General features: G+C 51.4%; 20 protein-coding genes. 13 read left to right on the forward strand and 7 right to left on the reverse strand.

Annotation, left to right across the window (positions count from 1 at the left end; translation table 11 throughout):
• Positions 1 to 90: 90 nt before the first annotated feature.
• From ruvC to NF347_RS05240, 5 genes are read right to left on the reverse strand one after another with little or no spacing between them, the layout of a single operon-like run.
• Positions 91 to 690, reverse strand: a complete 600-nt coding sequence (gene ruvC / locus NF347_RS05220) for a crossover junction endodeoxyribonuclease RuvC (RefSeq protein ID WP_107034694.1) — start codon at positions 688 to 690, stop codon at positions 91 to 93.
• The gene (locus NF347_RS05225) at positions 687 to 1,004 is read right to left on the reverse strand and encodes a DUF4286 family protein (protein ID WP_161553782.1); all 318 of its coding nucleotides are present in this window, start codon (positions 1,002 to 1,004) and stop codon (positions 687 to 689) included. The genes ruvC and NF347_RS05225 overlap by 4 nt, the downstream gene beginning before the upstream one ends.
• Entirely contained in the window at positions 985 to 1,509 is a 525-nt protein-coding gene (locus NF347_RS05230) for a CD225/dispanin family protein (protein ID WP_161553783.1), read from the reverse strand. The genes NF347_RS05225 and NF347_RS05230 overlap by 20 nt, the downstream gene beginning before the upstream one ends.
• Complete coding sequence (locus NF347_RS05235) at positions 1,506 to 2,306, reverse strand: glycosyltransferase family 2 protein (RefSeq protein WP_107681438.1); 801 nt, start codon at positions 2,304 to 2,306, stop codon at positions 1,506 to 1,508. The genes NF347_RS05230 and NF347_RS05235 overlap by 4 nt, the downstream gene beginning before the upstream one ends.
• A gap of 8 nt (positions 2,307 to 2,314) precedes the next feature.
• Entirely contained in the window at positions 2,315 to 2,518 is a 204-nt protein-coding gene (locus NF347_RS05240) for a T9SS type A sorting domain-containing protein (RefSeq protein ID WP_133165446.1), read from the reverse strand.
• Here NF347_RS05240 and NF347_RS05245 point away from each other — a divergent pair.
• The 9 genes from NF347_RS05245 to NF347_RS05285 all read left to right on the forward strand — a co-directional run bounded on the left by NF347_RS05245 (position 2,505) and on the right by NF347_RS05285 (position 15,141).
• On the forward strand, positions 2,505 to 2,654 hold the full coding sequence (locus tag NF347_RS05245) for a hypothetical protein (RefSeq protein WP_161553784.1): 150 nt from the start codon (positions 2,505 to 2,507) through the stop codon (positions 2,652 to 2,654). The two genes, NF347_RS05240 and NF347_RS05245, sit on opposite strands and share 14 nt — an antisense overlap.
• A 236-nt stretch (positions 2,655 to 2,890) precedes the next feature.
• Positions 2,891 to 4,558, forward strand: coding sequence for a glycosyltransferase (locus tag NF347_RS05250; protein ID WP_306254330.1), 1,668 nt, complete (start codon positions 2,891 to 2,893; stop codon positions 4,556 to 4,558).
• A 33-nt stretch (positions 4,559 to 4,591) separates the two neighbouring features.
• A complete protein-coding gene (gene glgP / locus NF347_RS05255) occupies positions 4,592 to 7,147 on the forward strand; it encodes an alpha-glucan family phosphorylase (protein WP_107034699.1) in 2,556 nt (851 codons plus the stop codon).
• A 225-nt stretch (positions 7,148 to 7,372) separates the two neighbouring features.
• A complete protein-coding gene (gene ftsY / locus NF347_RS05260; protein WP_107034700.1) occupies positions 7,373 to 8,341 on the forward strand; it encodes a signal recognition particle-docking protein FtsY in 969 nt (322 codons plus the stop codon).
• The gene (gene rimO / locus NF347_RS05265; RefSeq protein WP_107034701.1) at positions 8,341 to 9,645 is read left to right on the forward strand and encodes a 30S ribosomal protein S12 methylthiotransferase RimO; all 1,305 of its coding nucleotides are present in this window, start codon (positions 8,341 to 8,343) and stop codon (positions 9,643 to 9,645) included. Before ftsY ends, rimO begins: the two co-directional genes overlap by 1 nt.
• Positions 9,646 to 9,728: 83 nt before the next feature.
• Positions 9,729 to 10,796 carry a chorismate-binding protein gene (locus NF347_RS05270; protein ID WP_161553785.1) on the forward strand — a complete coding sequence of 356 codons (1,068 nt, stop codon included), beginning with the start codon at positions 9,729 to 9,731 and terminating at the stop codon, positions 10,794 to 10,796.
• Entirely contained in the window at positions 10,793 to 12,283 is a 1,491-nt protein-coding gene (locus NF347_RS05275) for an SGNH/GDSL hydrolase family protein (protein ID WP_107034703.1), read from the forward strand. The genes NF347_RS05270 and NF347_RS05275 overlap by 4 nt, the downstream gene beginning before the upstream one ends.
• Positions 12,280 to 13,617 (forward strand): GDSL-type esterase/lipase family protein, encoded by a 1,338-nt coding sequence (locus NF347_RS05280; protein ID WP_107034704.1) that lies wholly within the window; start codon positions 12,280 to 12,282, stop codon positions 13,615 to 13,617. Before NF347_RS05275 ends, NF347_RS05280 begins: the two co-directional genes overlap by 4 nt.
• 9 nt (positions 13,618 to 13,626) lie before the next feature.
• Positions 13,627 to 15,141, forward strand: coding sequence for an MBOAT family O-acyltransferase (locus NF347_RS05285; RefSeq protein WP_107034705.1), 1,515 nt, complete (start codon positions 13,627 to 13,629; stop codon positions 15,139 to 15,141).
• A gap of 5 nt (positions 15,142 to 15,146) precedes the next feature.
• Here NF347_RS05285 and nrdG read toward each other — a convergent pair whose 3' ends face one another.
• Together nrdG and NF347_RS05295 are read right to left on the reverse strand one after the other, a co-directional pair.
• Positions 15,147 to 15,629 (reverse strand): anaerobic ribonucleoside-triphosphate reductase activating protein, encoded by a 483-nt coding sequence (gene nrdG / locus NF347_RS05290; protein ID WP_107034706.1) that lies wholly within the window; start codon positions 15,627 to 15,629, stop codon positions 15,147 to 15,149.
• Positions 15,626 to 17,833 (reverse strand): anaerobic ribonucleoside triphosphate reductase, encoded by a 2,208-nt coding sequence (locus NF347_RS05295; RefSeq protein WP_107034707.1) that lies wholly within the window; start codon positions 17,831 to 17,833, stop codon positions 15,626 to 15,628. Before NF347_RS05295 ends, nrdG begins: the two co-directional genes overlap by 4 nt.
• Before the next feature lie 386 nt (positions 17,834 to 18,219).
• Between NF347_RS05295 and menD the strand changes: the two genes are divergently transcribed.
• Genes menD through NF347_RS05315 form a run of 4 tightly spaced genes read left to right on the forward strand, consistent with a single transcriptional unit; the run spans position 18,220 to position 22,865 of the window.
• Positions 18,220 to 19,935 (forward strand): 2-succinyl-5-enolpyruvyl-6-hydroxy-3-cyclohexene-1-carboxylic-acid synthase, encoded by a 1,716-nt coding sequence (menD, locus tag NF347_RS05300; RefSeq protein WP_107034708.1) that lies wholly within the window; start codon positions 18,220 to 18,222, stop codon positions 19,933 to 19,935.
• Entirely contained in the window at positions 19,932 to 20,750 is an 819-nt protein-coding gene (gene menB / locus NF347_RS05305) for a 1,4-dihydroxy-2-naphthoyl-CoA synthase (RefSeq protein ID WP_107034709.1), read from the forward strand. Before menD ends, menB begins: the two co-directional genes overlap by 4 nt.
• 5 nt (positions 20,751 to 20,755) lie before the next feature.
• Positions 20,756 to 21,871, forward strand: a complete 1,116-nt coding sequence (locus NF347_RS05310; RefSeq protein ID WP_107034710.1) for an o-succinylbenzoate synthase — start codon at positions 20,756 to 20,758, stop codon at positions 21,869 to 21,871.
• Between the two features lie 25 nt (positions 21,872 to 21,896).
• Entirely contained in the window at positions 21,897 to 22,865 is a 969-nt protein-coding gene (locus NF347_RS05315; protein ID WP_107034711.1) for an AMP-binding protein, read from the forward strand.
• Positions 22,866 to 22,888: the final 23 nt, after the last annotated feature.

The raw sequence follows: 22,888 nt of genomic DNA on the forward strand, positions 1-22,888 counted from the left end.
AAATGCAAGCTGATTTCCAAGGCTGTTTTTACGTTTATACGTAAAGTTTAAGCATTAAAGTTTGTGAGCCGGAGGCGGAGTTGGCCGGGGCTATTTTACGCGGTCGGGATGTTTTGCAAGGAATTCTTTCCATGTGCGTGGTCCGGCTGTGGCTGCCGGACGCTGCGATTCGTAGAAGTGGCATAATGCCGCTCCGAGTGCGTCGGTGGAGTCGAGTTGTGGCAGCAGATTGGCTTCGGGTATGGCGAGGATGCGTCGCAACATTTCTCTGACCTGTTCTTTGGATGCTGCTCCGTTGCCTGTGATAGCCATCTTTATTTTGCGTGGTTCATACTCAGTGATGGGGACATCGCGGCTCAGGGCTGCTGCCATGGCAACTCCCTGGGCGCGTCCGAGTTTGAGCATAGACTGCACGTTTTTCCCGAAAAAAGGTGCTTCGATAGCCATTTCATCGGGCAGGTATTGGTCGACAAGCGATAATATGCGGTCGTAAATACGTCGCAGCCGAAGGTAGTGGCTTTCGAATTTGTTCAGCTCAATGATACCAAGGGCTATCATGGCCGGTTTCTTTGACTTCACACCCAATATGCCGTAGCCCATGACATTCGTACCCGGATCCACTCCGATTATAATCCGATCCCACTCTTTAAGGCTGACAGGGCTGTCGCCGGGAGTCTTGACGGAATTCATATTTCGATCTGTTCCATTGGGGTTGTGAAATGCAGCAGGCGTTCCCGCCCTATTTCTTCAGCCAGCAGGCCTATGAGTGAATGGCCGATGGTGTTGATCCAGTCGTTTGCTGCCGATGCGTTTTCGGCACGAAGATGTAGCGCATACGCCTCGGCTGATGGATCGGGAGGCTCGCTCAGTCTCATAAGCATGGCGTCAGTAATCATTCCCGAGGCGAGTGCCTCGGGAATGTATGTCAGACGCAGCCATGACAGAAATCTGTCGGCGTGCTGCCGTTCTACATAAAATGTAGTATTAAAGATTGCTGCCGACAACACCTACCAATACAAGAAGGATATACAAAAGGCTGATTCCGAGTCCGATGAAAAAACCAAGCTTGGTCCATTTTCCGGCGTCGGCCGATGACTGCTGTGCGCCGGCATAGTTGCCTATGCGGAACTGGCTTTCGACTTGCGAGGCTTTGATAATGCCTACAATGCCAAACGGGAGACAACAGAAAAGTGTCACGAGGATTGACTCTACGAGCCATGTTTTCGGGCATACCGCAGTTTCGGGCTGTTGAGGCGCGAAGGGAGTCTGTCCGCCGAATGGCGACTGGGGTTGTTGCTGGCAGTTGGTGAAGCCTCCGTTGGGAAGTGTCGACGGAGCCTGGGCACCTCCGAGAAGGTATGCGCTGAGTTCGGGCACCTGTCCGGCCTGAGTCCATTCGGTCATGCCTTCACACCATACGAGCGACGACGGGGTGATGCCTCTCGAAGCGAGTTCTTCAGGAGTGAACGGTCCTTCCTGCTGTCCGTTGTTTGCGAGATAATATTTCATTGCTTTATATTATGTGGATTATTGAATATTTGTTTTTCAAGTTTACGCCGTCGGATGAAGCGCGGTATGAACTGCAGATGTCTCAATATGGCGAGCGGCAACCCATAATAGCATGTCATGATGCGGAATCGTTCTATAAGCGAGGCGCGCCGATTAGCCGTAGTCGTACCCTCGGCAAGATAGTCGACCAATGTGCGGTCGACATACACGTTGTGGCGTGAGTGTTGCAGGCATCGGATACACCAGTCGTAATCAGCCGAAAAGCGATATGATGTGTTGAACGGGGAAGCTATCCTGGCAAGCACGACAAACGCCTGATGGCAGACAAGCATGCCCTTGGAGAAACTTGACAGTGTCAATTGAGGTGGGGCGGTGAGATGTCGTCCGGCGAGCCTGTTGCCGTCTTTGTCGACGATGTCGGTCTGTCCGTAGACGATACCGGGTAGGTTGTTGCTCTCGATGGCTCTGCTGAGCACTGAGAGTGTGTCGGTGTCATGAAAGGCGTCGCCGGCATTGAGGAATATCAGATATTCTCCGGCGGCAAGGTCGAGTCCTTTGTTCATGGCGTCGTATATGCCGCTGTCGGGTTCGCTGATGATGGTCACATTGATGTCGTCATACCGTCCGGTTATCTCCGCGGCCTTTTTGGGAGTGCCATCCTTTGAGGCTCCGTCGATAATGAGATACTCAAAGTCGCGGAAGTCCTGCTCCATGACAGAACGCACGGTGCGTTCTATATCGCCTACGGCGTTATAGCTAACTGTGATGATTGAAAATATAGTGCTGCGGCCAGACATAGTGTCGGTTATTTTACCATGATTTTACGCGCCCAATGCGAGCACTTCACAATGTACACACCGCGTTGCAACTCAAGCTGCGCCGAATCTCCGGCCTTAATCTCCAGTCGCTTGATCAGCTGACCTGTGATGCCATAAATATGAAACGTTTCAGACTTCCCGGTTGCAGCGTTCAGTGTCAGCATGCCTTCGCCGACCATGATATCAGGCATACTGACGCGTGCGGCCATGGACTCCCTTCCGTCGGCCGATAAGCCATCGGGCATAGCGGCTGACAGCGGAGCCGTAATGGCCGCCATGATAAGAAAGGCTATTATGGCACGGTGTCTCATACAGTTGATCTTCTGATATATCACTGCTCGCAGGGAGGGGTCACATGTGGGCATAGATCTCGTTTAAGTCTTGTCGTGAATGTGACATGGCGGGCAGGGTCATGAACTGAAACGCTATATCGTTGATTTGGCAAAAATACTAATTCGCGATGAATGTACAAAATATTCGACACCTAATTTCAGTCTATATTTTGCAAATTGCCTAATAATTCGTAATTTTGCCACCCGATTTAATCCTATTTCAGAAAGATAATGGAACAACCAGCAGTGGCACTTGACCTGCTTATAGAGACCAGTTGGGAAGTCTGCAACAAGATAGGAGGCATATACACCGTGCTCTCTACCAAAGCGGACACACTCCATGAACTATATAAAGACAAGGTGATATTCATCGGCCCGGATGTGTGGTCGGAGCAGAATCCCTCGCCATATTTCATAGAAAATCCGTCGGTACTGAAAGGGTGGGCTTCGACAGTGTCGTTGCCTCACGGCATCAAGGTGCGCACCGGACGCTGGGACGTGCCGGGCAAACCAATCGTGATTCTTGTCAAGTTTGACACAATGTATGCGCTCAATGACACCCTCTTCGGAGAGATGTGGCAGCGGTTTGGAGTCGATTCGCTTCATGCTTATGGCGATTATGGAGAAGCGTGTGCGTTTTCTCACGCAGCGGGCATTGTCATCGAGTCGTTATGCTCCTATTGCAAGGTCGGGCCACGATCGCATAAAAATGTCATAGCCCACTTCGACGAGTGGACAACCGGCATGGGGCTTCTATATGTGAAGTGGAAACTCCCTCAGGTGGCCACCGTATTCACCACTCATGCCACAAGCATAGGCCGAAGCATCTGTGGCAACGGCAAGCCGCTCTACGGACAGCTTCAGAACTATAACGGCGACCAGATGGCCCGGGAACTCAATATGGAAGCCAAACATTCGTTGGAAAAAACAGCTGCTCATCAGGCCGATTGCTTCACAACGGTGAGCGAGATCACGGCCATAGAGTGTGAGCAGCTTCTCGATCTGCGCCCGCAGGTTGTCACGCCCAACGGATTTGAGAAAAATTTTGTGCCGCCGCGTAGCCGCTTCAAGAAGGAGCGCCAGTCGGCACGCAAACTGATGCTTGAGGCCGCGTCGGCACTTGTGGGCCGCACACTGCCTGAACATACGATGATTGTAGCCACATCCGGTCGATGCGAATACCGCAACAAGGGTATAGATATGTTCCTTGACGCGATAGCCGCGCTCGGGTTTCGCGCTCCCAGACGCGAGACTCTTGCGTTTGTCATGGTGCCGGCATGGTCTAAAGCGGCTCGTGAGGATCTTGTCAAAGCATTGGAGTCGGATCACAAAGGTTGGCATCGTCTGCCGGATCCGGTGATGACCCATACGCTCAACAATCCCGACAGCGATCCGATTATCAACCGCATCCATGCCATAGGTTTTACGAATTCGGCCGACAGCCACGTCAATGTGATATACGTACCATGTTATCTCAATGGCACCGATGGCATATTCAACACCGAGTACTATGACCTGCTCATCGGCATGGACGCCACCGTGTTCCCGTCGTATTATGAACCCTGGGGGTACACTCCGCTTGAGAGTATCGCGTTTGGTGTTCCGACTGTAACGACTTCACTCTCCGGATTTGGACAGTGGATATTGTCGACTACCGACAATCAGTTGTATTCATGTGGAGTCAATGTCATAGGCCGTGGCGACTACAACTATTCCGAGGTAGTCGACAATATAGCGCGCACCCTTGCAGATCTCAACGAATGCGATGAAGAGGAGACCGCTAAAATATCATCGGCGGCCATGCACACCTCCTCGCGCGCGGCCTGGAGCTATTTTGTAGCATATTATATCGATGCCTTCGAAGTGGCTCTTGCCAACCGCAACACCAACCGTAAATAAAACAGAAATATAAATCACAATTTTATCAACATAATGAAAATACAGGTAAGCAACTCCAATGCCCCCGTCTGGCATGAGGCTACTGTAAGCGCAGATCTCCCTGCAAAGCTCAAGCCTCTTGAAGTCATTGCGAAAAACCTTTGGTGGGTTTGGAACAGCGATGCTAAGAACCTTTTCCGCGACATCAATCCCGACATGTGGAGAGCCACAGGTGAGAACCCCGTAATGCTCCTGCAGCGTCTTTCATCCGAACGTCTTGAAGAGATGCTCAAAGACTCCGAGATGATGGGTCGCATAGAGAGCGTCTACAAAAGTTTCAACGACTACATGGCGACTCCCATGCGGTCAGACATACCCTCGGTATCATATTTCTCGATGGAATATGGTCTGTGCAACTGTCTGAAGATCTATTCCGGCGGTCTTGGTGTTCTTGCCGGCGACTATATAAAGGAAGCTTCCGACAGTCGCGTTGACATGACAGCCGTCGGCTTCCTTTACCGTTACGGATATTTCACCCAGACTCTGTCGGTCGATGGCCAGCAGATAGCAAACTACGAGCCTCAGAACTTCAACCAACTCCCCATCGAGCAGGTGACCGACGAGGATGGCAAGCCCGTAATACTTGAGGTGCCATATCCCGGACGCATCGTCTACTCGCACATCTGGCGTGTGAACGTAGGCCGCATGAAGCTCTACCTCATGGATACGGATTTCGACCTCAACAGCGAATATGACCGCTCGATCACCCACCAGCTTTACGGTGGCGACTGGGAGAACCGTATAAAACAGGAATATCTGCTTGGCATAGGCGGCATGTTGATGCTGAAGAAGCTCGGCATCAACTCCGATCTCTACCACTGCAACGAAGGCCATGCGGCTCTTCTCAATCTGCAGCGCCTGGTGGACTATGTTCAGGAAAAGGGACTTAACTTCAATACCGCACTGGAAATCGTGCGCTCGACTTCGCTCTACACAGTCCACACTCCCGTTCCCGCCGGTCATGACTATTTCGACGAAGGTCTCTTCGGCAAATATATGGGTGAATTCCCTGCGCGTCTTGGTATTTCGTGGGCGGATCTCATGAACATGGGTCGTGAGAATCCCGACACCAACGAACGCTTCTCCATGAGTGTGTTTGCTCTCAACACCTGCCAGGAGGCCAATGGTGTAAGCTGGCTTCACGGCGAAGTGTCGAAGAAGATGTTTGCAGGTATCTGGAAAGGCTATTCGTGGGAGGAGAGCCATGTCGGATACGTCACCAACGGTGTGCACATGCCTACATGGGCAGCTTCGGAATGGAAGTCGTTCTATGCCGAGCGTCTTGGAGAGCAAGTATTTGCCAACCAGAGCGATCCCAAGGCATGGGAGGGGATCTTCAATGTCAGCGATGAAGACATCTGGAATCTCCGCATGCGCATGAAGAACAAATTCATCAACTTCGTAAAGCGCGATTTCAAAGCCAAATGGCTCGCCAACCAGGGTGATCCGTCGGCTGTGATGAGCATCGTGGACAAGATCAATCCGGATGCCCTCATCATCGGTTTCGCGCGTCGCTTCGCCACTTACAAGCGCGCTCATCTGCTCTTTACTGATCTCGACCGTCTGGCCAAGATCGTCAACAACGAGCGCTTCCCTGTACAGTTTGTATTCTCCGGCAAGGCGCATCCTGCCGACGGAGCCGGTCAGGGTCTTATCAAGCGCATTCTGGAGATCTCGCGCATGCCGCAGTTCCTCGGCAAGATCATATTCCTTGAGGACTACAACATGATTGTGGCCAAGCGCCTTGTTACCGGCGTGGATATCTGGCTCAACACTCCGACCCGTCCGCTGGAGGCATCCGGCACATCGGGCGAGAAAGCCGAGATGAACGGCGTGCTCAACTTCTCTGTGCTCGACGGATGGTGGTATGAGGGTTACAAGTTCGATGAAAAGGCCGGATGGGCTCTCACGGACCGCCGCACTTTCACCGATCAGGCCCAGCAGGACAAGCTCGACGCTGCGACCATCTATTCGATGCTTGAGAACGAGATCGTGCCTCTCTACTTCGAAAAAAACTCAAAGGGTTACTCGCCCAAGTGGATCCAGTATATCAAGGGTTCGATCGGACATATCGCGCCCCACTTCACCATGACCCGCATGATCAACGATTATATCGATCGGTTCTACAATCCCGAGAAGAAGCGTTCGACAGCTCTCAAGGCTGACGACTTCAAGCTTGCCAAGGAGATTGTGGCATGGAAGGAGAGTGTGGTCGAGAAGTGGAACGGCATCAATGTCGTATCGCTCGATATCAAGGAGGCCAACCCCAATCTCACCGGAGAGAAGCTCGACGTCACTGCTGTGATCGACACAAATGGCATCGGCAAGGATCTTGGTCTGGAATACGTGTCGTATCGCGTAGAAGACGGTGTGGAACACCTCTATGAGACAAAGCAGTTCAAGGTGACAAAGACCGATGGAAACGTTCTGACATACCATCTCGACGAGAAGGTACGTGATACAGGCGTGTTCCGCTATGGATTCCGTCTTTATCCGATCAACCCCAATCTCGCACATCGTCAGGATTTCGCGTTCGTACGCTGGATCTGATGAGACCTTGAAGCTGCGACAGCAGCTTCAGAGAAAGCAAATCGCCGGTCGGCCTTCAGGGAATACAAACCTGGTGGCCGACCGGATCTGTTTATGTCATGATGTCGGCCTGTATTGCACGAATATGATGTCGCAGGCTAATCATTTCAAACAAAAATCGAATGTTTGTGGTCGGAGGGCGAATTTTTTAGTAATTTTGCTAATAATTATCACGGAACTCACAAAATGGGATTTTTCGATCTATTTTCAAAGAACAACAAAAAGGAAACGCTCGACAAGGGGCTTGAACGCACCAAACAGGGCGTTTTCTCCAAAATAGCCAGGGCTATAGCCGGCAAGAAGAATATCGATGATGATTTTCTCGACGAACTTGAAGAGATCTTTGTAACTTCGGATGTAGGAGTAGACACGACGCTACGAATCATAGAACGGTTGCAGGCACGTGTGAAGCGTGACGGATATGTGGGTACATCCGAACTCAACCGGCTGCTTTGCGAGGAGATCGAGGCTCTGCTTGCCGATAAGCCTGACAACGCCTCGTCGGACGACTTCCGCCTTCCGGCATCCGGCTCCAGGCCGTATGTAATCATGGTGGTGGGAGTGAACGGCGCCGGCAAGACAACAACGATCGGTAAGCTCGCTGCACAATACAAAGCGGCAGGATACAATGTGATGCTCGGCGCGGCTGACACGTTCCGTGCTGCCGCGGTGGAGCAGCTTGAAGAGTGGGCCAAGAGGGCTGAAGTGCCTATCGTGAAACAAAAGATCGGGGCTGATCCCGCTTCGGTGGCATACGATACTTTGCAAAGTGCCAAAGCCCGTGGTGACATAGATGTGGTGATCATCGACACGGCCGGACGTCTGCACAACAAGAAAGCTCTGATGGACGAGCTGACCAAGATACGCAATGTGATGCGTAAGATTGTCGACACAGCTCCCGACGAAGTGCTCCTTGTTCTGGACGGTAGCACGGGACAGAACGCATACGAGCAAGCCCGTCGCTTTGCCGAGGCCACCGATGTGACCGGCTTGGTAGTGACCAAGCTCGACGGCACGGCCAAAGGGGGAGTGGTCATCGGCATATCCGAGAGCATGCAGATCCCTGTAAGATATATCGGGCTGGGTGAGGGCATCGCCGATCTTCAGGTGTTTCACAAGAAAGAATTCGTTCAATCCTTATTCGGATCCAAATGATGAAACCGCAGCGCGTGTGTCTTTACACTCTCGGGTGTTCGAAAAATCTGGTTGATTCGGAGCGCGTGTTGAAACGTCTGGAGGATGCTGGTTTCGAGGCTGTGCACGAACCGTCGTCGACATTGCGTGGAGATATAGTTATAATCAATACTTGTGGATTTATCGGCGATGCGAAAGAAGAGTCGGTCAATACGATACTTGATTTTGCGGCGATGCGTACCGACGGACGCGTGTCATGCCTTTATGTGATGGGGTGTCTTTCGCAACGCTATAGAGAGGAACTTGCCGCGGAAATCCCTGAGGTTGACCGTTGGTATGGCAAGACAGACTGGGATACGATTGTGAGCGATCTGTCGGCCCGCAATGCATTGCAGACACCAGTATTTGACCGCATGCTCACGACTCCGCCGCATCATGCATATCTGAAAATATCCGAGGGATGCAACCGTTTCTGTGCATTCTGTGCCATACCGCTGATCACCGGGCGTCACCGTTCACGTCAGGTCGGTGAGATAGAGCAGGAAGTAAGGATGCTTGTCGGACGCGGTGTCAGGGAATTCAATGTCATCGCTCAGGATCTGTCGGCATATGGCACAGATCTTGAAGGCTCCCACAGCAGACTGGCCGAGCTGATATCGCGGCTGTCGGATATCAAGGGAGTGGACTGGATCAGACTTCATTATGCTTATCCGGCGGATTTCCCTATGGACGTGCTTGACGTAATGGCACAGCGGCCCAATGTGTGCAATTATCTTGACATCGCCTTGCAGCACATATCAGACCCGATGCTCAAGGCTATGCGTCGCCACATAACCCGCAGCCAGACAATAGAGCTGCTTGACGAGATACGCAGGCGAGTTCCGGGCATACATCTGCGCACCACTCTCATGACCGGTTTCCCAGGAGAGACTGAAGAGCATTTTGAAGAGCTGATGGAGTTTGTAGCACAACAGCGGTTTGAGCGTATGGGTGCTTTCGCATACTGCGAGGAAGAGGGTACTTACTCAGCCCTAAACTATACCGACAACGTGGACCCGGAGGTCAAGCAGCGGCGCCTCGACCGTCTGATGTCATTGCAGGAGCGTATCTCGCAGGAGATACAGAACGAAAAGGTCGGGAAGGATCTTCGTGTGATGATTGACCGTGAGGAAGCCGAATACTTTGTAGGCCGCACTGAATGGGATTCGCCTGAAGTAGACCCCGAAGTTCTTGTCGAGAAGCATCCTTCTCTGCGTCAGGGTGAATTTTCCATGGTGAAGATCACTGAAGCACTACCGCACGAACTCATGGCAAAGGTGATATGATCATATCGGAAGAACATATAAAGGCGGCCTCCGTTTGTGTCGACCGCCGGATTCCTTTTGCTTTAGTCATACCGCCAGGCGCTATGAAGTCGATACTGTTCGCGTCGCTCTCGGATGGAGAATCCGCGCTTGAGCACGGCGGGAAGCGATTCAAACCGGGTTTTTTCGCGTCTTTTTTCGGCGATTCACCGTCGGAAGCTGTCTACATACCTGCTGAACTGACTGCCGGTCAGTTGCTCGACAGTGATTTTATAAAGACTTGCGGCGATATGCCTGAAGCTGAAACTGTAGCAGTGGATCGTTCGACAGATTTCATGAAATACTGCAGCTCGCTCAGAGAACTCACAGCCACACTGAAGAAGAACCACGGGAAGACCGTAATATCGCGGCTTATAGCTGTCGATTCGACTATAGATCCGATCGACGCATTCCGACGCTATGTCGACACTGCTCCAGGCGGCACATACCGATTTGTTTTCTATACTCCGGCCACCGGCCTGTGGATAGGGGCAAGCCCGGAACTGTTGCTCAGCCACAAATATGGTTCGGGTGTATTCTCAACAATATCACTTGCCGGTACACGCAAGCCATCGGATGATATGTGGGATACAAAAAACCGTGTGGAACATGATTATGTGACCGATTTTATCGATTTTCATTTCCGTAATCATAATCTTGAAACGGATATAGAACCTTATTCAGCGGTAGCATTCGGCAACATCGAGCATCTATGTGAGGTCATTTCCGGCAGGGGTGAGACAGACCCCATCAGTCTGCTCGATGATCTTAATCCTACCCCAGCACTGTGCGGTTTTCCTGTCGATCAGGCATTCGGCAACATTCTCAGCTATGAGATGCATGACCGGAAATGCTATGGAGGCATGGTTGGATTGGCCGATGACGACGGCTTTGCAGCCTACGTGGATCTGCGTAGCTGTCTGGTCACGCCATGCAAAAATGACACTTATCGCTATAATATCTACGCCGGTGGCGGCATTACCGAAGCATCCGATCCGCTCGACGAATGGAACGAAGCGGCAGCCAAGGCCAGAATGCTTTACCGGTCTGTGACTGATACGGATGCCGATGAGTCATCGGACGGCCTGTCGTTTACCGGTTATGATGAAGCTTATTCGCATACAGTAAGATGAGTCGCAGACCTAATGATAGCGCGCAGTGGCGCACAGCATTCGCAGTCATAACGGCTGTGGCGATAGTTGCTTTTGTATCGGTGCTGCCTCTGCGCAAACTCACCGACGGATTGATCGATGATTATAATCTGTTAGCTGATGTATCTGCTGTGATTGAATCACAAGAGCAATCCGATACTATCGACGTATTGCAAGACGAGGCTATCGATCCGCTGCTTCGGAAGGCGATAGCCGAAAGCCGTGATGCGGCGACAAACAAAACTGTTGCCGCCCGGGTTGATTCCGCTTTTGCAGCCATGACACTGCATACGACCGATTCGGCCGCTATGACGAAGCCGGATGCACAGGATACAGTGGTCAGCCTGCCGGATGCACAGCCTGCATTGCGCGATGAGAACGGCATTGTGGCCATAGAGGACTACACACCTTCAAAAAGCGGCCTGTCGGCTATGAGATCAGCTTTGATGTCGGGCCGTATGGTCAGAATAGCCGTAGTAGGCGACAGCTACATTGAGGGCGACATATTCACGCAGGATCTCCGGGAGAAACTACAGAGTCGCTTCGGAGGCAGCGGAGTCGGCTACGTCAGCATGCACACAGATTTTCCGGGATTCCGACGCTCGGTGCATCAGGGTGGATCAGGATGGAACGCTCACAAGCATGGCGAAAAGGGGACATTGAACGCATTCGTAGGGCTTTCACAGCACTATTTCACCCCCAAAGATGGTGCGAGAGCCTTATCGACATACAAGGGCGACAAAAAAATCAAACATGTGGATCAATGGGAGATCAGTCGATTTCTGTTTGTCGCCCCTGACGGTGCGACAGTGACCATGACCGATAGCGACGGAGAGAACCATACGTCAACATTCGCGCCGTCGTCATCCGTGCAGTCGATGGTAATAAACAAAATCACTGGTTCGATATCACTCTCTACCTCAACATCATCGATCAAGGCTCTGGGGGTATGGCTTGAGTCGTCGTCGGGAGTGTCGGTCGAATGCATGTCGACCAGAGGATTCTCCGGTCTGTCGTTAAGCAGCCTGAATTATGATCTGTGCCGACAGATGGACGAAAAGCTCGGATATGACATGATCATACTGGAATTCGGGCTGAATGCCATGTCGGCATCGCAAAAGAACTATTCGGTGTACTCGCGTGAAATGATCAAGGTGATACGTCATCTGCGCGAGTGCTTTCCCTCGGCTTCGATCATACTGATGGGAGTGGGCGACCGCGGACAGAAACGTGGCGGAGAGCTGCATTCGATGTCGACAGTAGGCAATATGGTGTCGGCACAGCGTGATGCAGCCCGTGAAGCCGGATGTCTTTTCTGGGATATCAGAGAAGCCCAGGGTGGTAATGACGCCGTAGTGGAATGGAGCCGGAAAGGATTGATTGGCAAGGATTACACACACATGTCGCATAAAGGAGGCAAAGTTCTGGCCGAGGAATTTTACAATGCCTTGATGATGCAATTGCAATGAAACACACACACACAACAATAACTGTAGCAACCACGCTGCTGATGATGTCGTCGGCACCGGTCATGCGCTCTGAACAATGCGTGGCCGTGACTGCCGATAATGACAGCATCTTGGAGGATTTTATTGACGACCAAGCTGATATGCGTCAGAATCCTGTAATAGAGAGCGAGCTGATCGAGCTGCCTTTTTCGGGTCATGTGCCGTCGTTTATCCGTCGCTCTAAAAACGCGATAAAAGACAATGGCGAGGACTTCTCGACTTTGTACAATAAACTTGCTTCTCCCGGAAGCAGGATAGATATACTTCACATCGGCGACAGTCATGTTCAGGCGGAGTTTTCCACTCAGGTGACACGCGATATGCTGCAGTTTGTCTATGGCGACGCCGGACGCGGCCTGGTGGCGCCGTTGAAACTTGCTTCGACCAATCCTCCGTCGGATTACAAGGTGGAGAGCACATCGTCATGGACAGCCACGCGTGCCATTAAGTCGGGAAGCGACGCCGACATGGGCTTTAACGGCCTTGCGTTGCGGCTTAGCGGAGCGACCGGCAATCTCACATTCGTCACCCGCGACGATGAGGACACGTTTGATCCGTTTGCCGAGATCACTCTCTTTGGAAAAGGCAAGATAGACGTTGTATCCGTGACGGATCAAGAAGGCAATTCCATACCATACGAATCTGTCTCAGAGAAAAACTGCGTCAGGATAACACTCGGAAGAAGTGTCAATGCCGCGACTGTACGTTTTTCGGCCACAGGAGGTTATGTTTATTATGGCTCGTATCTGTCTGGGTTGCGTCCTGGTTTGACCTACAGTGTGATAGGCAACAATGGGGCGACATTCTCGACGTATAATTCAATTGGCTCTTTTTCATCGGGCATATCATGTCTGGCTCCGGATCTTGTCATAGTGGCACTTGGTACCAACGAGGCCTTCGGCCGTCTTGACAGAGCCGCGCTTCGGTCGTCGCTACAGTCAATGGCCAACAATATACGCCGAGGGTCGCCTAAGGTGCCTATAATACTTGTTACACCGATGGAATGCCAGCGGCGCAGTTATGTCCGTCGCAAAGGACGCCGTCGCCGGGCGGCATCATACTCGGTCAATGCCAATGTAGCGGCATACCGTAACGAGATACTGGATTTCGGACGCAAACACAATATTGCAGTCTATGACCTTTATGATGTGGCCGGAGGAGAGGGTGCATCATCAAGATGGCTCGATGCCGGATTGATGGGAAAGGATCGCGTGCATCTGACCGCGTCGGGTTACCGACTGCAGGGAATGCTCCTTTATGAGGCTCTTATGAATCTTTTTGAACCAAAACAGTAGTTTACAAATATGTCGATCGACTTCCCGAATATACCTGATATAGACTGGCAGTTGCCTGATGTCGACCCTGAACGGATGGCGGATGTACTGCAGTATGACGCAGCCAATCCCTTGCTGTTCAATACCGGTCTGTTCATGCTTCTCTTCGCAGCCTTTATAGGCGTATATGCGCTGTTAAGCCGCTTCAAATACCTGAAGATGGTATTTGTCATACTGTTCTCTCTGTATTTTTATTATAAGTCATCGGCCGAATGCTGTTTCATCCTTTTAGGCGTCTGTGTGTCGGACTATCTGCTCGGCATAGGACTCGGTGCGGCTAAAAGAATATGGCTCAGAAAAGCGGTTGTGTTGATCAATGTGCTGATCAATCTCGGTATGCTTGCCTACTTCAAGTATTTCAATCTGCTGGCACAGACTGTGGCCGAATTTGCCGACAAAGAATTCGACGCGCTGGATATAATACTTCCTGCGGGCATATCGTTTTTCACGTTCCGGTCGATAAGCTATATAGTTGACATCTACCGTCGTCAGATTGAGCCGTGTCGCGATTTTCTGGCATACACGTTTTATCTGACCTTTTTCCCTCCGCTTTTGGCCGGTCCGGTGGTGAGGGCCAAGGATATGCTGCCTCAGGTGCATGCAAATCCAAGAGCCACACGCGCCATGATGGCCGAAGGATTGTTTCTTATTATCTGCGGTCTGGTGAAGAAGGTGGTTGTGGCAGATTATCTGAGTCAGAATTTTGTAGACCGTGTGTTTGACAGTCCGGCATTGTTCAGCGGCTTTGAAAATATGCTTGCCGTGTATGGTTTTTCAATCCAGCTATATTGCGATTTCTCAGGCTATAGCGACATGGCCATAGGTATAGCGTTGCTTCTCGGATATAATTTTCTCGACAACTTCCGTTCGCCGTTCAAATCGCAGAATCCTTCGGAATTCTGGCGCAGATGGCATATTTCGCTTTCTTCGTGGCTTCGCGACTATCTTTACATACCTCTTGGAGGCAACAGGTGTTCACGATTCAGAAAAAATGCCAATCTCATGACCACTATGGTGCTTGGAGGTCTGTGGCATGGCGCGTCGTGGATGTATATGATATGGGGTGGTCTTCATGGCTCGTTTCTGATCGTCCACAAGGAGATCAAGAGAGCGTTGCCGCCATGTCGGCCCACTTGGTGGCGAAGGGTGTTCAATGTGTTCATCACATTTAATCTGATCGCTTTCGCGTTCATGTTTTTCCGCGCCCGTTCAATGGAGTCGGTAGAGCAGATGCTGGGACAGATTTTCGGCGATTTCCATCTGTCGGTGGCTCCGGCGTTTGTCAGCGGCTATCTGGCGATAGTGCTTGTGATGGCGGGCGCTTTTCTGATGCATTTCGCTCCGGAGAACTGGACCCGCGGGCTCAAAGGATTGTATACACGTATGCCGCTGATCATTCAGACGGTGGTGCTGGCAATTGTGATCCTGATTATCATACAGGTGAGAGGATCAGACATCGTACCGTTTGTATATCTCCAGTACTGATCGTCTCAGAAATCAGACTGCCATTCGACAATCCGGCCGGGCATCGAGCGCTTCACATCGACAAGCCGCTGGTTGGATGATCCGCGGAAGAGCAGCGACCGGTCATGGAGGCGTTCTATAAACGGCCCGTCGACAAGCACGTCGATGTAGTCCAGGAGTTCTCTTGACACCTTCACGGCCATCAACTCCTCATAGCGGAATCCCGTATAAAGCCATATATTCCTCCCTTTGCGTTTCAGTTCGCGACAGAGGGGCATGATTTCCGCTGCCTGATAAACCGGGTCGCCTCCTGTCAGTGTGACGTCGGCGTCAGCTTCTTCAGTTATTTCTATCAACTGATCGGCCGACATCTCTTTGCCGGCATCCATAGGCCATGATTGAGGATTGTGACATCCGGGGCATTCGTGAAGGCATCCGGCAAAATAGATGGCGGTCCGGAGTCCCGGACCGTCCACCGATGTGCCTTCTATGATGTCGAGTATTCTCATTTGTGTACCACGCGATCGTTGAGTTCGGCAAGCTTGGCGTTGTTCCACCGGTCGGTAGTGCCGACGAGGTATCCGGTGATTCGCTGCAGCTTGTCGATATTTTTGCTTCCGCATTTAGGACATGTTTCGAGTCCGTCGTGCGCATCCTCGTAACCGCACTCCATGCAGCGGTTGCGGTTGTGATTGACAGAGCAGTAGCCGATGTTGTTACGGTCCATGAGATCGACAATGTCGGCAATAGCCTGCGGATTGTGTGTGGCATCGCCGTCGATCTCCACATAAAATATATGGCCACCGCCTGTCAGTTCATGATACGGAGCCTCTATTTTGGCCTTGTGGCTCGGGGAGCATTTGTAGTAGACCGGCACATGATTTGAGTTGGTGTAATATATCTTGTCGGTCACTCCGGGGATCACGCCGAAGCTTTTGCGGTCTTTGGAAGTGAATTTGCCTGAAAGGCCTTCGGCCGGTGTGGCCAGTACAGAGAAATTGTGCTGATATTTTTCAGAGAACTCGTTGGCACGGCTGCGCATGTGGCTTACGATACGCAATCCGAGAGCCTGAGCCTCCTCGCTTTCGCCATGGTGCGCACCGACAAGCGCCACCAGACATTCGGCGAGTCCGATAAATCCTATACCGAGAGTGCCCTGATTGATGACACTTTCTATGGTCTGGCCGGGTGTCATCTTATCACTGCCGTTCCACAGACGCGACATGAGCAGGGGGAACTGCTTGGCAAGAGCGGTCTTTTGAAAATCGAACCTGTCGCAAAGCTGACGGGCCGTGATGTCGAGCACATCGTCGAGCTTCTCCATGAAACGGCGGATGCGTTCTTCTTTATCCTGGATCATCATGCATTCGATGGCGATGCGGACTATATTGATTGTGGAGAAGCTGAGATTGCCACGTCCGATGGATGTCTTCTCGCCATAGCGGTTTTCGAACACACGTGTGCGACATCCCATGGTGGCTACTTCATATCTGTAACGTTCGGGATCATTGGCGTCCCATTTCTCGTGTTGGTTATAAGTGGCGTCGAGATTGACAAAGTTGGGGAAGAACCTCCTTGCCGTGACTTTACATGCAAGTTTGTAAAGGTCGTAGTTGCGATCGCCGGGCAGATAGCTTACTCCACGCTTTTTCTTCCATATCTGTATGGGGAAGATGGCGGTGGCTCCATTGCCTACGCCCTCGTAAGTGGATGTAAGCAGTTCGCGTATCACGCATCGTCCTTCGGCCGAAGTGTCAGTGCCATAGTTGATGGAGCTGAACACTACCTGATTGCCGCCGCGGGAGTGTATCGTGTTCATATTGTGAATGAATGCCTCCATAGCCTGATGAACACGCTCTACAGTGCGGTTGACTGCATGCTGCTTCATCCGCTCATCTCCTTCAAGACCATCGAGCGGTTGCGAGATGAAATCGGCGACTTCGGAGTCATACAGATGGCTGAGATCGGTGCCTGTGAGGTTTTCAAGTGTTTTCAGTTCCTCAATGAATGAATTGCGCACGTAGGGAGCAAGATAGAAATCAAATGCCGGAATAGCCTGACCGCCATGCATTTCGTTCTGTGCTGTTTCCAACGATATACATGCTATGATGCTGGCTGTTTCGATGCGTTTGGCCGGACGTGACTCGCCATGACCGGCGCAGAAACCGTATTTAAGTATGCGGTCAAGAGGATGCTGTACACAGGTGAGGCTCTTTGTCGGATAATAATCTTTGTCGTGGATGTGGAGATAACCGTTTTTCACGGCTTCTCTTGCTTCCTGCGAAAGAAGATAATCGTCGACAAACGGCTTTGTCGTTTCGCTTGCGAACTTCATCATCATTCCGGCAGGGGAGTCGGTGTTCATGTTGGCATTCTCGCGCGTGATGTCATTGTTCTTGGCTTCGATGATCTCAAGGAACATATCGCGTGTCTTGGCACGGCGTGCGATGCTACGCTGATCGCGGTAGGCGATATAACGCTTGGCCACTTCCTTGCGCGGGCTTTTCATCAGTTCTATCTCCACGCGATCCTGAATCTCCTCTACGGTCATGCGCTCTTTTCCGGTCACGCCTATACGATCGACAATCTTATGGATCAGAGCCTCGTCCTCTCCCATTTCGGTCTGAAGCATGGCCTTGCGTATGGCTGCCATTATTTTTTCTTCGTTATATCCCACGACGCGGCCGTCGCGCTTTACCACGATCTGTATCATTTTATCGGATTGTTTTTAGTTTTCCATTTGATGTTGCAAAAGTATTTATTCTTACAAGAACAGACAATTTTTCTCGACTAAAGTTTTCTACAACTTTTTCGTTTTGGATAACTTTTGAATGTGTTAAATTCTTCAAAACGCTACAACATAGGTGTTTATATTTCCGTTTTGGATAACTTTCAACTCCGGTGGTTAAATAAAAGTTTACATACAGATGCATCATCACATAAAACCTACAGTACTATGACGGTAAATTTTGTCGTAGTATCAGACCTTAAATATGTGTGGAATGTCATCATTAGCATTTGTTCTAAAGCACTACGACAAGTAATAGGTCGAATGTCGTCAAAATTTAGTAATTTTGCTGAACCAAATCCGAAAAAAAGATGGCTGAAAACACCGATAAATGGATATGCCGCGAGTTGATATCGATGCTGAAGAAATACGGCGTCAATGTAATCGTAGCGTCACCCGGATCGCGAAATGCGCCGCTGTTGGTCGCTGCAGCGAGAGAAAACGCCATAGAGGTGATACCTGTGGCCGACGAACGATCCGCAGCCTTCATTGCACTCGGATATGCGGCGGTGTCGGACGCACCGGTTGCAATCATATGCACATCGGGGACAGCCGTACTGAATTACGGGCCGGCCGTTGCCGAGGCTTTTTACAGGGCGTTGCCACTGATAGTGATATCGGCCGACCGCCCATATGAATGGATCGACCAGGATGACTCGCAGACCATACGCCAGCCAGGCACATTCGCCAACTTCACCAAGGGAAGCTATGATCTCAACGAATCAGTCACAGATGCCGATAAATGGTATGCCAACCGCATGATCAACGACGCCATGACCCTTGCCTTAAGTGGCCGAAAGGGTCCTGTCCATATCAATGTCAGACTTGACTGTCCTTTGGGAAGACAATCTGACAGCCGACACCCACAGCCAAGAAAAATAGCTACACTACGGCCAAGGGAGGATCTCACAGTCGGCGACGCACGAGTATATGGCCGCCAACTGGCATCACCGCGGAAAGTCATGATAATAGCCGGATTCATGACGCCAGACAGCCGTCTGAACCAGGCATTGGGACGGCTTGCACGGTTGCCGAATTTCGTGGTCATGACCGAGACCATCGCCAATATGCACAATCCGGCGTTCATAAGCCGCATCGATACCACGTTGAGCCAGATGACCGATGATGACCGACACACGCTCAAGCCTGACGTCGTGATCACTCTCGGAGGGGCATTGGTGAGCCGCCATATCAAGGACTACATAAGATCAATCGACAACGCCGAACATTGGAGCGTCGGCCATACACATACGACAGTAGACTGTTTCCGACATCTTTCACTACGCATCGAGATGCGCCCTGAAGTGTTCTTTCCACAACTGGCATCGGCTATGCAGCCTCATCAGGCCTCCTGCGATTACAGCCGACGCTGGGAACTGCTTGCGCGCAAAGCCGAGGCAACCCATCAGGCTTACGTCGGTTCAGCACCATGGAGCGACATGCGGGCATTCTCCGTTTTCATGCCGATGATTCCACGCAATGCCAATCTACAACTGTCAAACGGCACAGCGGTCAGATATGCACAGTTGTTTGCCACGCGCGACTATCACCGCTGTGACTGCAACCGCGGGGTCAGCGGCATAGACGGCTGCACCTCGACCGCAATAGGCGCTGCCATGGCATATCCGGGCATAACAGTGCTGGTCACCGGCGACATGTCGGCTCAATATGACGTCGGCGCACTTGCATACGCCTCGCTCGCTCCGCGGCTTCGCATCATTGTGATGCGCAATGGCGGGGGCGCCATTTTCAGATTTGTGGAATCGACATGTTATCTGGACGAGCTTGAGAAGTATTTTGCTCATCCCCGACAGTTTCCGGCCCGACAGATTGCCGAAGCTTACGGTCTTGATTATTTCGAGGCCGCTGATGAACAATCGTTGCGTGGCGTGTTCCGTCAATTTCTGTCGGCGCCGCGAGCCGCACTGCTTGCTGTCGATACGCCGGCAGAAGAGAGCGCACGCATACTGCGGAATTACTTCAACCGTAAATCGGAATATATAAATCATAAACAAACAGACATATGAGAAACTGGACAACCATCAAACAATACGAGGATATTCTTTTCGAACGATTAGGCGGCATAGCAAAAATCACCATAAACAGGCCGAAAGTGTACAATGCTTTCCGTCCGCAGACCAACATGGAGATGCTCGACGCCATGGCCTACTGTCGTGAATGCCCGGAAATCGGAGTGGTGATCTTAACCGGAGCCGGCGACAAGGCCTTCTGTTCGGGAGGCGACCAGAATGTAAAAGGCACCGGTGGATATATCGACTCCAATGGCGTGCCGCGCCTTAACGTGCTCGACCTGCACAAAGCCATCCGCTCCATACCCAAGCCGGTGATAGCGATGGTGAACGGTTACGCTATCGGAGGTGGAAATGTATTGCAGGTAGTGTGCGACCTCACTATCGCATCGGAAAACGCACGATTTGGCCAGACGGGTCCTAAAGTGGGCAGTTTCGATGCCGGATTCGGATCGTCGTACCTCGCAAGATGCGTAGGGCAGAAAAAGGCGAGAGAAATATGGTTTCTGTGCCGCCAGTACACTGCACAGGAGGCCGAAGAAATGGGAATGGTCAACAAGGTCGTTCCTTTCGACCGTCTGGAGGATGAAACTGTGGAATGGTGCGAAACCATACTGAAGCGCAGCCCGATGGCGATACGTATGATAAAGCGTGCGCTCAATGCCGAACTGGACGGTCAGAGAGGTTTAATGGAGTTTGCCGGAGACGCCACGCTTCTTTACTATCTGATGGATGAAGCCCAGGAAGGCAAGAACGCATTTCTTGAAAAACGTGACCCCGACTTTGGCAAGTTCCCCAAATTCCCCGGTTGACCGCCATGTTGAGAGCCTCATTCACGCCCTATACCCTGCACTTCGGATTTGAAGCCGTGACCTCGCGCGAATGTATGCGCAGCAAGTCCACATACTTTGTTAGTGTGTGGGACGACGAGCACCCTACGGTTGTCGGGACAGGGGAGTGTGCTTTGTTCCGCGGACTCAGTGCTGACGACCGCGAGGATTATGAAAGCGTATTGTCGGATATCTGCAGCAGGATCAACGCTGTAAAGATTGCAGACCTGACGGAATGGCCTTCGATTGTGTTCGGGATTGAAACCGCTTTGGCCGATCTGCGTAACGGAGGCAGGATGATGCCGTTTCCGTCGGACTGGACCGATGGCGGGTCAGGACTTCATATAAACGGGCTGGTATGGATGGGATCGGTGGAAGAGATGACCCGCCGGGCGGAGGAGAAAATCTCTGAGGGATTCAGATGCGTAAAACTGAAGATAGGCGGATGTGACTTCGAAAGAGAGCTGCATCTGCTCGAACAGCTTCGTCGCCGTTTTGCTCCTGAAGAGCTTGAGATAAGGCTTGATGCCAACGGTGCATTCGATGTTGACGAAGCGCTGCAAAAACTTCGTCGGCTAGCGACACTCGACATACACTCCATCGAGCAGCCTATAGCGTCCCGGCAATGGGATGCGATGAAGAGTCTCTGCAATGTATCGCCTATAGACATAGCTCTTGACGAGGAGCTGATAGGTGTATTTAGCGTGGATGAGAAGCGACGGATGATCGAATACCTCAGGCCGGCATATATAATCCTCAAACCGGCGTTGTGCGGCGGATTTTCCGGCAGCAGCGAATGGATTGAAGCCGCTGAAAATGTCGGCATCAGATGGTGGGTCACATCGGCATTGGAGTCCAACATAGGCCTGAACGCTCTTGCCCAATGGGTAGCCAGTATGAAATGTGATATGCCATCCGGACTTGGCACCGGCCAGCTATACACCAACAATTTCCGTTCGCCGGTAGAACGCAGAGGGGCGATGCTGTATTATAACCCTGCCATAGAGGCTGAACGTCCGGAAATAATAAGTAACTCTCGCTACACGCCATCGTTTTCAAGCAAAAATCACTCGAACAAATCTCAAAATATCACTCGCAGCTAATTTTTGCGAGTCACTTATTACCACCATGACGCGATCCTACCGAATCATCGATCCCGAAGGGCTGGCCGCAGCATTTGTCGAAGAATGGCAAAATGATAAGGACCATATAACGGCAAGGACGTCAGGCTCTACAGGCACGCCAAAAGATATACATCTTCTGAAAGCCGACATGGAGTTGTCGGCACGCGCTACATGCCATCACTTCGGCATCGGGCCGGAATCTGTGTTGTTCTGTCCGCTTTCGACAGACTACATAGCCGGAAAAATGATGATCGTCAGGGCTGCTGTAGCCGGCGCGACCGTGGTGGTGGAACGGCCTTCGTCCACGCCAATGGCGCATTGGACTCTTGACCGGGCGGATCTGACAGCCATCGTACCGTCGCAGATAGAGGGATTGCTCGCAAACGGCCGTGGCCGATTGCGATCGGTAATAGTCGGCGGAGCGCCTGTCACACCGGAGCAAGAACGCATTATGACTGATTCCGGCATTGATTTCCGTGCCACGTACGGGATGACTGAAACCTGTAGCCATGTAGCGCTGAGGCGGATTGACAGCCGGCGGTTTGAAGCGCTACCCGGTTTTAGTTTTCATACAGACGACCGCGGATGTCTTGTGATCGAGTCCGGATCGATGTCGTTCGGAAGGCTTGTCACTAATGATATAGTAAAACTGCACGACAACAAGTCATTTCAGTGGCTTGGACGATATGACAATGTAATCATCTCCGGGGGGATCAAGCTGTTTCCTGAAGAGATTGAACGGGAAATAGCACCATATACAGGATCTCACGCATTTTATCTGACCGGACGGAAGTCGGAACGATGGGGTGAGGAGCTGGTCATGGTGATCGAATGCGAAGATGTTGATATAGAAGCCATAGACCGCGCGCTTTCACTTCACATCGACCATCGCCATAAACCGAAGGGATATATCGTAAAGAGAGAACTCCCGCGAACTCCTACAGGCAAATTATTAAGGCATCGCATAAAATAATTTTTCTTTGCAAAAGTATTTTT

It is taken from the genome of Paramuribaculum intestinale (genome assembly GCF_030759015.1).
Taxonomy (GTDB): domain Bacteria; phylum Bacteroidota; class Bacteroidia; order Bacteroidales; family Muribaculaceae; genus Paramuribaculum; species Paramuribaculum intestinale.